The organism is Vreelandella sedimenti, from assembly GCF_013416325.1.
In the GTDB taxonomy this organism is placed as follows: domain Bacteria; phylum Pseudomonadota; class Gammaproteobacteria; order Pseudomonadales; family Halomonadaceae; genus Vreelandella; species Vreelandella sedimenti.
Genome location: NZ_JACCGK010000016.1, coordinates 109,530 through 122,933, shown reverse-complemented (window position 1 = coordinate 122,933; position 13,404 = coordinate 109,530). Strand labels below are relative to the sequence as shown.

The window sequence follows — 13,404 nt, the reverse complement described above, 5'->3', positions numbered from 1 at the left end:
TTGGCGTCCCCGGCAGCGGATGCGTACTTTAAGGCCTGACTAATAAGATAGCAAGTAAAAGAAGTTATTGCTTATAAAAAAGCGGCAGAAGGCTACCCTTCTGCCGCAAACCACCGATCAGAACGCCTGACCAGAGAGTGCTCTTTTCACATTTTAGCCGCTACTTAAATTTCAAATCCCAAGCCAAAATCTTCGCTGGAGATGGCCATCAGGCTGGAAGCACCTGCCTGTATCATCTGTGCATGAGCCTTGGTGCGCGGCAATAGCCGCTGGTAGTAGAAGCGAGCGGTATTCAATTTAGCGGCATAGAATGCCTTCTCGTCACCTTCTAGAGAAATAGACGCCTGCTTGGCCGCACGTGCAAATAGGTACGCCAGAGTGACGTAGCCTGAGTACATAAGGTAATCAACACTCGCCGCACCGACTTCCTCGCGGTCTTCCATTGCCTTCATACCCACGCCCATGGTCAGTTCGCCCCACTCAGCATTCAGCTTGGCGAGCGGCCCGACAAACTCTTTAAGCGCAGGGTTGTCGTCTTCAGCTTTACAGAACTTATGAATCTCTTTGGTGAATACCTTCAGCGATTCACCCTGACTCATGAGCACTTTACGGCCCAGCAGATCAAGCGCCTGGATACCGGTAGTACCTTCATAGAGTCGAGTAATGCGAGCATCGCGGACCAATTGCTCCATGCCCCACTCTTTAATGAAGCCATGACCACCGTAGATCTGTACGCCCTCGTTAGTGCTTTCAAAACCAACTTCGGTCAGGAAGGCCTTAACAATAGGTGTTAGCAAGCCAAGCAGGGTTTCAGCGTGATCTCGCTCTTCACCCGGCTCACAATGCTCCACCACATCAAGCATTTGCGCGGTATAAAGCACCAACATACGCCCGCCTTCAGCGAAAGCTTTCTGGGTAAGCAGCATGCGACGCACATCAGGGTGGACGATAATCGGATCAGCGGGCTTTTCAGGAGCCTGCTTGCCCGATAGGCCGCGCATCTGTAACCGGTCACGGGCATAGCTCAATGAATTCTGGAAACTGGCCTCAATCAAACCCAGCCCTTGAATACCCACCCCGAGACGTGCAGCGTTCATCATGGTGAACATGCACGCCAGCCCTTTATTGGGCGGCCCGACCAGGTAGCCGGTTGCGCCATCGAAGTTCATCACGCAGGTGGCATTACCATGAATGCCCATTTTGTGCTCGAGCGAACCACAGGTGACGCCATTACGCTCACCCACATTACCCTGGGCATCGGGCATGAACTTAGGCACTACAAATAGCGAAATACCTTTAGAGCCTTCCGGTGCACCGGGCAGTTTTGCCAATACCAAATGGACGATATTTTCAGCCAGGTTATGCTCACCGGCCGAGATAAAGATTTTGGTGCCGGTAATCGCATAGGCATCGCCATCTGCGGGCACTGCTCGCGTCTTGATCAATCCTAGGTCAGTGCCGCAGTGCGGCTCGGTTAGGCACATAGTGCCCGTCCATACCCCTTCTACCAGCTTGGTGAGATACGTTGCCTTCTGCTCATCGGTGCCATGATGGCGAAGTGCGTCTGCCGCACCATGAGAGAGCCCTGGGTACATGCCCCACGCCAAGTTAGTGGCGCAGATCATTTCCGACAACAGCATCGCCAATGAAGGCGGCAGCCCTTGACCACCATGAGCAGGATCGGCGGCCAGACTCGGCCACCCCCCCTCTACGTACTGCTGGTAGGCCTCTTTGAAACCGTTAGGCGCTTTGACCTCCCCCCCTTCCAGTAGGCACCCTTCTTCATCGCCACTCTGATTGATCGGAAGTAGTACGTCGCGGGCGAAGCGTGCCCCCTCTTCCAAAATAGCGCTGACAACATCTGGCGATGCATCGTCACCGCTTGGCAGACGCGCGTAGTGAGCAGGGTAGTCAAGCATCTCGTCCATAACGAAACGCATATCACGAATAGGGGCCTGATAGCTGGGCATCACACTTCTCCTAAGAAAGGGGGATTGAAAGCCAAACAATTCTTAATGGCAGAGAGCTTTCAAACACATGTTTGAAAATTAGCGCGGGCGCCCCTCAGAGTCAAGTGAGCGTTTGAATTTAGCCCAAAAACACTCTAGAACTTTGGTCGCCCAACCGATAACCCGCTGGTGCAAATAATAAAAAAACTCGTCAACCAAAAGCAGACGAGTCGTTTTATTTCTCTTTTAGCCACTTGCCACCTGGTTACTGCATGCGAATGCCACCGTCTAAGCGGATCAGTTCGCCATTGAGCATGGGGTTGGTAATAATCTGCTCAGCTAATTGAGCAAACTCATCTGGCTTACCTAAACGCTTAGGAAAAGGTACCGCCGCCGCTAGTGCCTGGGCCGCCTCGTCAGGAATTTCACTCATCATCGGCGTTTCAAATACGCCAGGGGCGATTGCCATTACCCGAATAGCATGGCGCGACAATTCCCGCGCCGCTGGCAAGCTCATACCCACAACACCCGCTTTAGAGGCACTATAAGCACACTGGCCTACCTGCCCATCAAAAGCAGCAATGGAAGCGGTATTAATGATAACCCCGCGCTCACCACTCTCACTAGGAGCGTTTTTAGCCATTGCGGCAGCCGCAAGGCGCATAACGTTAAAGGTGCCGACCAGATTGATATTGATCGTTTTCATATAGCTTTCTAAATCAGCCGGGTTGCCTTCACGATCAACCAGCTTGGCCGCGCTAACCACCCCGGCGCAATGAACCACGCCTGAAAGCCCGCGCTCGCCACCCAGCACTACCGCCGCATCTACGGCCTGCTGCATCTGTTTGCCTGAAGTAATATCCGCCAGAATGGCGCGCGCGTTGACTCCTAACTGCTGGGCATGGGCATTGACACTGTCGTTTAAGTCGCATAACACGACGCGAGCGCCTGCAGCGACTAAGCGCTCAGCGGTAGCCGCCCCAAGACCAGAGGCAGCCCCGGTAATTAAAAAGGTACTCTCCTTAACCTGCATTTCCGTATTCCCTAAGGCCGTTATGAATGGTTGCTATATATAGTGGTGGGTTTATTCACTCGCTTTTTTATTCATTTGATTTGGCTACTCACTTGATGGGCTATTGACTTGCTTTGGCTTCTTCTACCGCCTGGGCACGCAATTTAAAGCGCTGAATCTTGCCGCTGGGGGTTTTAGGCAACTCATCGACAAATTCAATAATGCGCGGAAAAGCGTGGGTCGAAAGCCGCTCGCGCACTCGCTGTTTGATTTCATCAGCAAGCTCGTCACTTGCTTCATAGCCTTCGCGGAGCACGATATACGACTTGATGACCTCGCCGCGAATCTCATCAGGCTGCCCCACTGCCGCTGATTCGGCGACCGCAGGATGCGTCATCACACTATTCTCTACATCCGTTGGCCCCACCCGGTACCCCGCGGTGGTAATAATGTCGTCGTCACGCCCGGCAAATTGAAAGGTACCGTCTTCATTGCGGATAACCACATCGCCCGTCAGGTAATAGCCTTCCACAAAGGGATTCTTCTCTTGCCAGGTGTAGCCTTGGAAGAAGTGCGCCGGGGAGTTTTTGATATCGACAGCGAGGACACCTGGCTCCCCGGCAGGCAGCTCTTTATACTCCGCGTCCAAAACCGCCAGGCGATAACCCGGCATCGGCACGCCCATTGCGCCCACATGCTTGAGGTGGTCAAGGGCATGGTGGTTGTTGCACGTCATGCCGGTTTCGGTCTGGCCATAATGATCCATAACCGGGCATCCCAACGACTTCTCCACCCAGGTCACTACTTCAGTATTTAGAGGCTCGCCCGCCGAGCTCGCCGCGCGTAGCTCTAGCGTTTCATGGGCGTCATCAAATAGCCCTGACGCTTTCATTAGACGGTAGGCGGTAGGCGCTGCGGCAAAATTAGTAATGTGGTGGCGCTTCATAAACGCCAGTGCACCTTCGGCGCTAAACCCTGCTTCGCAGAAATGGGTCGTCACACCAAGCAATAAAGGCCCGGCAATCGCATAGTAGAGACCATAGGCCCAGCCGGGGTCAGCCATATTCCAGAAGCGGTCATCGTTACGCAGGTCAATGGCCAGCTCCATATAGATCGCAAAAGCAGTCATCCCTGCCAGTGGAACGGCAACGCCTTTCGGCTTGCCCACGGTGCCAGAGGTAAACATTTGCAGAAATGGCGCTTCAGGCGCGAGCCTCGGCGGCTTGTCGCTCATTGACGTATGCGTCAACGCCGCCTGCCAGTCTTGATCACCGGCATGCTCACTGGTTGCCCCGCCCACAGCCAGTACCGGAGGGCATTGGCTAAGGCCATCGAATTTATATCGGTTAGCGTGATCCGTAATCACCAACTTGGTACCTGCACGCCCTAGCCGATAGTCCACCGCATCGGGGCCAAAGGCGGTAAACAGCGGCTGATAGACCGCACCAATACGCCAAGTGGCGAGCACTGCAATCAATAGCTGTGGTGACCGCGGCAGCATGCAGGCAATGCGGTCGCCTATACCCAACCCCTGGGATTGAAACCACCCTGCCAACTTTGCACTCTGCTCGTCTAGCTCGGCGTAGCTCAGGGTATGCATATCACCTTGAGAGTCCTCTTGAACCAACGCCAGCACATCGCCGCGGCCAGCGCGCACATGACGACCACAGCAGGCCTCAAAGGCATTTAGTAGGCCATCTCGGTGATCATCCAGGCGAGCGATAACGCTATGCACGGAAAAGTTATCGAGGTAGTGGTGATAGTCGGGCAGTGATTGTGATGTCGCTGTCATGATGGCTCTCTTGTGTTATTGGAAATGAGCTCGTAGTGAGAATAACCGCAAGCAATGTTGTTATATTTATCCGTTGACGTTAACGTAAGCTAAAAGATAATAGCAACGCTAAAAGTAAACGGCGCAGAGAGCAAGCACTGATATAAGCTGTAGCGTTAGACGTTGGTCGAGGCTGTTGTCAGAGTATTAAGCAGAGGTGGGCATAATCATGGCGACCAGCTCGTCCGCGAGGTCATCAGGCGAGCGAGGCCCGTTGGGGTCGTACCAGCGCACTGTCCAGTTCAGCGCCCCCAAAACAAAACGCGAGACAAGAAAGCGGTCACCATGGATCAAGCCTGCTTCCAAAGCATCGTCAATAACAGTGACCCACAGCGCCTCATAAGCATCGCGTAAGTGGCTCAAATGAGCACTGGCCGCTGGATCGAGTCGGCGCCACTCAAAGAGTGCCACCACATGGGCATTGCGGTCGGTGAAGAGGGTTTCGAGATGAGCACGCGCCATGGCACGCAGGCGTACTTCAGGCTCTGCGTCGCACTCGTCCAGCGCCTTGCGCGCAATCATCAAGGCATTTTGAGTGCCCTCTTCAATGACCGCAGCGAGGATTTCCTGCTTATCTTTAAAATGATGAAACAAGCTACCGGACTTAATACCCATTTCCTGCGCCAGCATACGCACCGTCGTGCGATCAAAGCCCTCTTGGACGAATAGCTGAGCAGCGAGGCGCGTCAGTTCCTTGCGGCGAGGGGATGCATTCATTACATTCATGTTATTTACACTAGCGCTTGCTTGGTTACTCTGGAGAGAACCACAGCACCGCCTACGGGTCAACGTATCAACCACCACTTAACATGATAATCACAATAATCCTGAAGGAGATTGGCCATGAGCAACGCCACCGATGTTGTATTTCTCGCTGCCAAACGCACGCCGATGGGCGGCATGATGGGCAGCCTGGCAAATATGACAACCCCACAGCTTGGCGCGGTCGCCATCAAAGCGGCCATTGAAGAGGCGGGAATTGACCCAGCCCTGATCACCGAGGGCATTATGGGCTGTGTACTGCCCGCCGGTGTGAAGCAGGGCCCAGCGCGGCAAGCAATGCGCCAAGCCGGCATTCCAGATGCCAATGGCGCCACCACTATTAACAAGCTGTGCGGCTCGGGCATGAAAGCCACGATGCTTGCCCACGATTTAATCAAGGCGGGCAGTGGCAATATTTTGCTGGCTGGCGGCATGGAGTCGATGTCTAACGCGCCACACGTGCTCACCAAAGCACGCGGCGGCTACCGGCTGGGGCACGGTGAACTGAAAGACCATATGTTTTTGGATGGGCTGGAAGACGCCGAAACGGGCAAACTAATGGGCGTGTTTGCCCAGGATGTGGCTACTCAACGTGGCTACAGCCGCGAGCGCTTGGATGATTTTGCCATTGCGTCTCTTGAGCGCGCCATGGCCGCCACCAACGCGGGCCGCTTAAGCGCAGAGATGGCACCGGTGATGGTCACCTCTCGCCAGGGCGAAACCCTTGTCGAACACGATGAGCAGCCCTTCCAAGCTAAGCTCGACAAAATCCGCCAGCTGCGCCCCGCCTTTGCCAAAGACGGTACGATTACTGCCGCCAACGCCAGCTCAATTTCCGACGGCGCTTCGGCACTTATCTTGGCGAGTCAGGAAGCTGCAGATCAGCAAGGCATTAAGCCACTAGCGCGTATGCTAGGCCACACGACTCACTCTCGTCACCCTAGCGAATTCACCATCGCGCCTGTGGGTGCGATTGAAAAGCTGATGAAAAAGCTCGATTGGGGCGTGAATGACGTAGACCTATTCGAGATTAACGAAGCCTTTGCGGTGGTTACACTGATGGCCATGGATGACTTGGGCCTTCCCCATGACAAGGTCAATGTGTTTGGCGGAGCCTGCGCTCAGGGCCACCCAATTGGCTCTACCGGCTCACGCATCATCGCTACGCTAATTCATGCCCTGCGTACCAAAGGCGGCAAACGCGGTATTGCCAGCTTATGCATTGGCGGTGGCGAAGCAACGGCCGTCGCCGTTGAGCTAATTGATTAAGCTGTGCGCTATTACAAAATATAGCCTCTTGTGAAGCGCCCTGACACTATTACCACGTCAGGGCGCTGAGCCATACGGCGGAAAACAGCCAGCCCAGCCCCAACATGGGGAGCGACCAATAATGAAACTCCTTCCAAATCCCAGGCTGGCGCGCCAAACGTAGCGCGATTAAATTCGCCATTGAGCCTATCGCCAAACCAAAGCCACCCACGCTAACGCCCCAGGCCAGCGGCTGCCACTCACTCTGCTGGGCAAGCAGTAGGGTCGCTGGCACGTTGGATACGACCTGTGAAAGGAGTACACCGACGCTAACATCGCCACCCGGCCACTGGCGCATTGAATGTACAAACTGCTGAACAACGCTCAGCTCACCGATGACACTTAGATTTACGAACATCAATACAAACACTATCAGCAGCAGCCAATCAATACTGAACACCGCCCGTCGAGCCACCCATAACATCGCAAGCAAGACGCCGACTAGCGCCGGTAACGCCCATCCCATGTCTACCGCGATCAGAAAAAGTGGGTAGCCAATAAGCGCCGCCCATAACGGGGTCCTTCGACGCTTAGCCGTAATAGCAGAAACTGCTTCCAAGTGTATTGACGCTTTCGGAAATGCCAAGGGAACAAGAAGTAAGAGCAACAGCATCAAGCCCACCCCAAGCGGCAACATCACCCATAAAAAGTCGCCGAAGCGAATGCCTGAAAGCTGCCATAAATAGAGGTTTTGCGGATTACCAATCGGGCTCAGCGATGAGCCAGCATTCACAGCCAGCGCCTCAAACACAATCAAGCGTTCAATCGGCAGTGTTGCCATTCCCGCCAGACTAAGCGTCAGTGGTACCACAATAAACAGCGCCACATCGTTAGTGACTATCGCGGAGAGAAGCCCCGAAAACAGAATCAAACCGACCGCAAGTCGGCGCTCACCACTCAGTAGAGCTAATAACTGACGACCCCAGAGCGTTAAATAACCACTCAGTTCCAACACGCGACTGAGCAGCATTAGACCGGTTAACACTGCAAGGGTTGTCCAGTGAACCCGGTCAGCCATTTCACTCAGTGACTGAGGCTCCAGCCAACACAAAACGACCCATAGGATACTCATTGAGAGCAGCATAGGGTCGTTTAGAAAACGCTGAAAAAACAAGCTAAAGGGTGTCACTAACCACTTTGTTGCTAACACGCTACATGACGCTCAGAGAAAATCGCATGATAGCGTTGTAAGCTCAGGAGTAAAGCTAAATTCCTTCATCCAGAATACTAGGCGGAAGCCAATAATCCCGCCTGACGACGGGCTTGCCCATGGTCATCCGGTAAGGCGACCTCTTGATGACTGAGCTGCTCCCATTCGGGATAGTCAGTTTGATTTTTATCCATACCAGACAAGCCTGGTTCAATGGCACTCTCCACCACACTAAATTGACCGGCATATTCACGCATCTGCAAGGCTTCCTGGGACAGCACTTCCGCGCTCTGGGCCGCCTGATTGACTAAGTGCATGGTATCTTGGGTAGTGGTATCGATTTGAGCAACCGCGTGGTTGACCTCTTCAATCCCTCGCCGCTGCTCTTCAGAGGCATGGGTGATTTGCGTCATCAGCGTGTCCACATTCCTCGCTGCTTGCATGATCGCCCGTGTATGTTCACCAGCCTGCTGAGACAATATGCTGCCTTGCTGGACGCTCGCACTCGACGCTTCAATACGTGAGCGAATATCACTGGCGGCACTGGCACTGCGCGTTGCCAGCGCACGCACCTCATTGGCGACCACCGCAAACCCACGACCGTGCTCACCGGCACGCGCGGCTTCAACCGATGCATTGAGCGCTAAAATATTAGTTTGGAAAGCAATGCTTTCAATCATGCGAATAATGCTTTGAATCTCTTCGGAGTGACTATTTATCGCCTCCATGGTGGCAATAAACTGGCTAATCACCTCATCACCCTGCTGCGCTTTTTGGGACACATCTGCCGTTGACTGGTTAACATGCGCCGCACTTTCAGCATTCTGATTCACCGTGGCGGTTAGCTGTTCCAAGCTCGCTGCCATTTGCTGCAATGCTGCCACTTGAGTGTCGGTTTGGGTCGCCAAAAGCTGGTTCTGCTCAGTCATCTCCTGACTATTGCTATATACCTGCTGGCTGCTCGCATTAAGACGATTCACCGTGGCCGTCAGCGAGTGCTGCATCTTATCCAGCTCACTAAATAGCTGACCAATTTCGTTACTTGAGTGCGCTGTTACTGGCGCCGACAGGTCTCCGTTAGCAATGCGCTGGAAGTGCCCAGTGATTTTCTTCAATGGGCGAAGCACGTTTTTACGCACGCCCCATACCACTACCGTCACTACCAACAGCGCAGCGCCAAGCGCTGTAATCACGCCCCAAAAAAGTAGCGATGAGACCTGCTCAAAGCGCATAAGTAAGGCATTACCCCGCTGAGTGGAAGCGCCAATAAAAGCCTCGGCGCTTGCCACAAAGTGCTCGCTACTATCATCCACTCGCGACTCGCCCGAGAAAAAACCTGATATGTCGCGCTCTTCAAGCATCATCATCTGAAGATTGAGATTATTGTTAACAAATGATTGAAAGTTCGAAGCTAACTGCTCGACAAACGACTGCTGATCCTGATCAAATTCACTCGCTGTAAATTGAGTGAAGTTCTCGGACGCCTCATCAAGCAACCGCTGGGCTTCTTCTATCAGAGGGTCAGGTCGATCAAACGAAGGGGTACGAATTAACTCCGCTGCACGGTTCATCTGAATACGCGCACGCAACAGCTGGGTATAGGCGCTATTGAGCTGACTAATTTGTGCCATGTCCCGTTCATGAAGCGATGTAAATGCCTCACGGCCAAAATGGTTGGCGAACAAACCCAGTGCGCCAATGACGACTACCAGGCCGCTAAAGGCGACTAATACAAGCGTCCAGCTTGCCTTGACGCTTAAGTTATTAATCCATTTCATCTCGACCCGCCCCTTTCAGTAAGGTTAATCAGATGTGTGGAGGGGCAGCCAGAGCTGCAGGCGCCGACGAATCTCTAGTAATGCCTGCTCATAAGCATCTGACTTGCCGATCAAGCGAGGGTCACGAATATCCCAGGATAGAACTTCGCCCGCCTCCCCTTGCCAATCGCGGCAGGCTTGCTGGGCTTTATCGCACAACACAATGACAAAATCGAAGGTCTCGCTTTCAAACTCATCCAACGACTTACTGCGCAAGCCCTCAGTGGGAAGCCCGTGTTTGCGCAACGCTTCTAGTGTCAGTGCATGGGGCTCATCGGGCTCAGAACCGGCGCTAAACGCTTCAAAACGGTCATCTGCCAAATGGCGAAGCAACGCCTCCCCCATCAGAGACCGTGCAGAGTTAGCATTGCAGAGGAACAACACGCGGCGCTTCGTCATAAATAAACAGCCTCTTATGTAGTTAGTGGCTGTCACTCTACGCCGGGTTCATGACGGCAATATTGCAGGCATACAGTTATCCTAGAAATATACGAAAAAACATATATGATGGCACCATCAAACTAAAATGACTCAAACCGAGTAAACCGCGATGACCTCACTGACTGATTTTTCCGACCTAAATGATTTGCCCAATATAGACGTTGAACTTTTTACCCCACCCAGTAGTGAGCGACTGGGCATCCCACAACGCACTGAACACGCACCTAAAATATTGCTGCTATATGGCTCACTACGTGAGCGCTCATTTAGCCGTTTAACGGTTGAGGAAGCCGCACGCTTGCTAAACGCCATGGGCGCAGAAACAAGAATCTTTGACCCCAGGGGGCTGCCGTTACCGGATGCAGAAGATGCCAACCACCCCAAAGTCGATGAGCTACGCCAATTGGCCCAATGGGCAGAAGGGATGGTGTGGTGCTCCCCCGAACGTCACGGCGCAATGACCGGTATTATGAAGGCGCAAATAGATTGGATCCCCCTTGCCCTGGGTGGCGTTCGCCCTACGCAGGGCAAAACATTGGCGGTAATGCAGGTCTGTGGCGGTTCGCAGTCCTTCAATACGGTCAATCAGCTACGTATCTTGGGCCGTTGGATGCGTATGCTGACGATTCCCAATCAGTCCTCGGTACCCAAAGCCTTTATGGAGTTTGATGATAAAGACCGAATGAAGTCTTCACCGTTATATGACCGTATCGTGGATGTCATGGAAGAGCTGGTGAAATTCACTCTACTAGTGCGTGATCGCAGTGATGTGCTGACGGATCGTTATTCAGAGCGCAAAGAGAGCGCCGAAGAAGTCTCAAAGCGGGTTAATCAACGCGCCATCTAATCAGGAGCTTCACATGCCAGCACTGCAAGACAACGTCTCACCCTCTACCGCCGAAGGCATGGGAATTTTTGAGCGCTACCTCACGCTATGGGTAGCACTCGCCATTGTGGTAGGCATCTTAGTTGGGCAATTGATCCCAGCAGTACCGGAAACGCTGTCACGCTTTGAAGTGGCGCAGGTGTCAATTCCGGTGGCGGTACTCATTTGGGCGATGATATTCCCCATGATGGCGCAAATTGACTTCACCTCGCTACTGGGTGTGCGTCGTCAGCCAAAAGGTTTGATCATCACTACATCCGTGAACTGGTTGATCAAACCTTTCACTATGTTCGCCATCTCTTGGCTATTTCTGATGGTGATCTTTCGGCCGTTTATTCCCGCCGAGCTAGCCAGCCAGTATTTAGCCGGTGCAATTCTGCTTGGGGCTGCGCCGTGTACCGCAATGGTATTTGTGTGGAGCTACCTTACCCGCGGCGATGCCGCCTACACCCTGGTGCAAGTGGCGCTTAATGATCTAATTATGCTGTTCGCGTTTGCCCCTATCGTGGTCTTCCTACTGGGCATCTCCAATATTCAGGTGCCCTGGGACACTGTCACCCTGTCAGTGGTGCTGTATATTGTGATTCCCCTGGTAGCAGGCTATATCACACGGCAAAGCTTGATTAAAAAGCGCGGCGCCGAGTGGTACGACAACGTGTTTATGAAACGCGTCGGCCCGATCACCCCGATTGGCTTGATCATTACCCTGGTGCTGCTATTCGCCTTCCAAGGCGAGGTCATTCTCAATAATCCGCTGCATATCGTATTGATCGCGATACCACTGATTATTCAAACGTTTCTGATCTTCTTTATTGCCTATGGCTGGGCTAAAGCCTGGCGGTTGCCGCATAACATTGCCGCACCGGGGGCAATGATCGGCGCCAGCAACTTCTTTGAACTGGCAGTGGCAGCGGCTATCGCGCTATTTGGCTTGCAGTCAGGCGCTGCGCTAGCCACAGTCGTCGGCGTATTGGTCGAAGTACCACTTATGCTCGCGCTGGTAAGAATTGCCAACAAGACCCGCCATCATTTTCCTGTTAACTAGTGACTATTTACTTATTAAATCTCTATCTCTTGGTAACGCTAGCGCCATCAATGCACTGGCAGCCACTAAGGCCGCTGACACCCACAGGCAGGCACTCAGCCCGTAAGCCATATACAGCCAGCCCGACAGTAGTGTACCCACTAAACGCCCCATGGCATTGGCCATATAATAGAAACCGACATCCATGGAGACGCCGTCAGAGCGAGCATAGTGCACAATCAAATAGCTGTGCCAGCTGGAGTTAATTGCAAACAGCACGCCAAAGGCGAGAAGCCCGACAACTAACCAACCTACTTGCGCCAAGGGCAGCATCGCCAGCAAAATTGCCAACACCGCCAGTGCCGCCGCCCAGCCAGCGGTAAGCGCCCGCGCATCGCCTTTGATCAGGCGAGTTAATTTAGGTGCCTGAGTTTGCACCCCGCCATAACCGATCACCCATACCGCTAACAGCCCACCCACTGTCCAGTGTGTCCAACCGTGCTGATCGTATAAAAACACCGGCAGTGCTACCACAAACCACACATCCCGTGCCGAAAATAGGCAAAAGCGCGCCGCGGAGAGCACGTTAATAGCGCGCGATTTTGAGAAGATTTCGGAGAACTTGGGCTTTACTTTTTGGCGGCCTAAATCCGCCTTAAGCCTCAACAGTGAAAGCAGTAACACGCCGCCAAGCATCACCGCCATCACCAACACAGCGGCCTGGAAGCCAATCAACGTTAGCAGCAACCCGCCAACAAAAAAGCCTAGCCCCTTTAACGCGTTTTTAGAGCCGGTCAGCATCGCCACCCACCGGTAGAGTGAACTATTGGCGTTAGCACTCTCTTTTGGAACCAGCACTTTAACGGCGCTTTTAGCGCTCATCTTGTTGAGGTCTTTAGCGATCCCCGACAGCGCCTGAGCAGCCATCACCCAAGCAACTGTCAGCAGGCTAGCGGGCACCATCAGCATAGCAAGCGCAATAATTTGCAGCCCAAGTCCCACATTCATGGTGCGGTTGAGACCCAACCGCGCGCCCAACCAGCCGCCTACCAGATTAGTCACCACACCAAAAGCTTCGTAAAACAGAAACAGCATGGCGATTTCTAACGGCGAGTAACCCAGTTGATGGAAGTGCATGACCACCAGCATGCGCAGCGCGCCGTCGGTTACCGTGAACGCCCAGTAGTTGCCAGTAATCAGCATATATTGGCGCACCTCGAAAGG

Annotated in this window: 11 protein-coding genes; 3 read left to right on the top strand and 8 right to left on the bottom strand. The window is 53.3% G+C overall.

Features of this window, described 5'->3' with window-relative positions:
• Positions 1-164: 164 nt before the first annotated feature.
• From HZU72_RS18035 to HZU72_RS18020, 4 genes are all read right to left on the bottom strand, one after another.
• Positions 165-1,970 (bottom strand): acyl-CoA dehydrogenase C-terminal domain-containing protein, encoded by a 1,806-nt coding sequence (locus tag HZU72_RS18035; RefSeq protein WP_180094609.1) that lies wholly within the window; start codon positions 1,968-1,970, stop codon positions 165-167.
• A 244-nt stretch (positions 1,971-2,214) separates the two neighbouring features.
• Positions 2,215-2,982, bottom strand: coding sequence for an SDR family NAD(P)-dependent oxidoreductase (locus HZU72_RS18030; RefSeq protein WP_180094607.1), 768 nt, complete (start codon positions 2,980-2,982; stop codon positions 2,215-2,217).
• Positions 2,983-3,082: 100 nt separating this feature from the next.
• Entirely contained in the window at positions 3,083-4,753 is a 1,671-nt protein-coding gene (locus HZU72_RS18025; protein WP_180094605.1) for an AMP-binding protein, read from the bottom strand.
• A 186-nt stretch (positions 4,754-4,939) separates the two neighbouring features.
• On the bottom strand, positions 4,940-5,509 hold the full coding sequence (locus tag HZU72_RS18020; RefSeq protein ID WP_138800556.1) for a TetR/AcrR family transcriptional regulator: 570 nt from the start codon (positions 5,507-5,509) through the stop codon (positions 4,940-4,942).
• A gap of 126 nt (positions 5,510-5,635) precedes the next feature.
• Between HZU72_RS18020 and HZU72_RS18015 the strand changes: the two genes are divergently transcribed.
• Positions 5,636-6,823, top strand: coding sequence for an acetyl-CoA C-acyltransferase (locus tag HZU72_RS18015; RefSeq protein ID WP_180094603.1), 1,188 nt, complete (start codon positions 5,636-5,638; stop codon positions 6,821-6,823).
• 49 nt (positions 6,824-6,872) lie between these two features.
• Here HZU72_RS18015 and HZU72_RS18010 read toward each other — a convergent pair whose 3' ends face one another.
• From HZU72_RS18010 to HZU72_RS18000, 3 genes are all read right to left on the bottom strand, one after another.
• Positions 6,873-7,934, bottom strand: coding sequence for an SLC13 family permease (locus HZU72_RS18010; RefSeq protein ID WP_235976164.1), 1,062 nt, complete (start codon positions 7,932-7,934; stop codon positions 6,873-6,875).
• Positions 7,935-8,089: 155 nt separating this feature from the next.
• The gene (locus HZU72_RS18005) at positions 8,090-9,790 is read right to left on the bottom strand and encodes a methyl-accepting chemotaxis protein (RefSeq protein ID WP_180094601.1); all 1,701 of its coding nucleotides are present in this window, start codon (positions 9,788-9,790) and stop codon (positions 8,090-8,092) included.
• A gap of 24 nt (positions 9,791-9,814) precedes the next feature.
• Positions 9,815-10,228, bottom strand: coding sequence for an arsenate reductase ArsC (locus HZU72_RS18000; RefSeq protein ID WP_138800552.1), 414 nt, complete (start codon positions 10,226-10,228; stop codon positions 9,815-9,817).
• Between the two features lie 151 nt (positions 10,229-10,379).
• Between HZU72_RS18000 and arsH the strand changes: the two genes are divergently transcribed.
• Positions 10,380-11,117, top strand: coding sequence for an arsenical resistance protein ArsH (arsH, locus tag HZU72_RS17995; protein WP_180094599.1), 738 nt, complete (start codon positions 10,380-10,382; stop codon positions 11,115-11,117).
• A 13-nt stretch (positions 11,118-11,130) separates the two neighbouring features.
• The gene (arsB, locus tag HZU72_RS17990) at positions 11,131-12,201 is read left to right on the top strand and encodes an ACR3 family arsenite efflux transporter (RefSeq protein ID WP_180094597.1); all 1,071 of its coding nucleotides are present in this window, start codon (positions 11,131-11,133) and stop codon (positions 12,199-12,201) included.
• A gap of 3 nt (positions 12,202-12,204) precedes the next feature.
• Here arsB and arsJ read toward each other — a convergent pair whose 3' ends face one another.
• Positions 12,205-13,383 carry an organoarsenical effux MFS transporter ArsJ gene (gene arsJ / locus HZU72_RS17985; protein ID WP_208458145.1) on the bottom strand — a complete coding sequence of 393 codons (1,179 nt, stop codon included), beginning with the start codon at positions 13,381-13,383 and terminating at the stop codon, positions 12,205-12,207.
• Between the last annotated feature and the right edge of the window lie 21 nt (positions 13,384-13,404).

Excerpts from the sequence above, each read along its gene's own strand:
- HZU72_RS18035 (WP_180094609.1), bottom strand. The coding sequence starts at position 1,970 with ATGCCCAGCTATCAGGCCCCTATTCGTGATATGCGTTTCGTTATGGAC.
- HZU72_RS18030 (WP_180094607.1), bottom strand. The coding sequence starts at position 2,982 with ATGCAGGTTAAGGAGAGTACCTTTTTAATTACCGGGGCTGCCTCTGGT.
- HZU72_RS18025 (WP_180094605.1), bottom strand. The coding sequence starts at position 4,753 with ATGACAGCGACATCACAATCACTGCCCGACTATCACCACTACCTCGAT.
- HZU72_RS18020 (WP_138800556.1), bottom strand. The coding sequence starts at position 5,509 with ATGAATGCATCCCCTCGCCGCAAGGAACTGACGCGCCTCGCTGCTCAG.
- HZU72_RS18015 (WP_180094603.1), top strand. The coding sequence starts at position 5,636 with ATGAGCAACGCCACCGATGTTGTATTTCTCGCTGCCAAACGCACGCCG.
- HZU72_RS18010 (WP_235976164.1), bottom strand. The coding sequence starts at position 7,934 with ATGAGTATCCTATGGGTCGTTTTGTGTTGGCTGGAGCCTCAGTCACTG.
- HZU72_RS18005 (WP_180094601.1), bottom strand. The coding sequence starts at position 9,790 with ATGAAATGGATTAATAACTTAAGCGTCAAGGCAAGCTGGACGCTTGTA.
- HZU72_RS18000 (WP_138800552.1), bottom strand. The coding sequence starts at position 10,228 with ATGACGAAGCGCCGCGTGTTGTTCCTCTGCAATGCTAACTCTGCACGG.
- arsH (WP_180094599.1), top strand. The coding sequence starts at position 10,380 with ATGACCTCACTGACTGATTTTTCCGACCTAAATGATTTGCCCAATATA.
- arsB (WP_180094597.1), top strand. The coding sequence starts at position 11,131 with ATGCCAGCACTGCAAGACAACGTCTCACCCTCTACCGCCGAAGGCATG.
- arsJ (WP_208458145.1), bottom strand. The coding sequence starts at position 13,383 with ATGCTGATTACTGGCAACTACTGGGCGTTCACGGTAACCGACGGCGCG.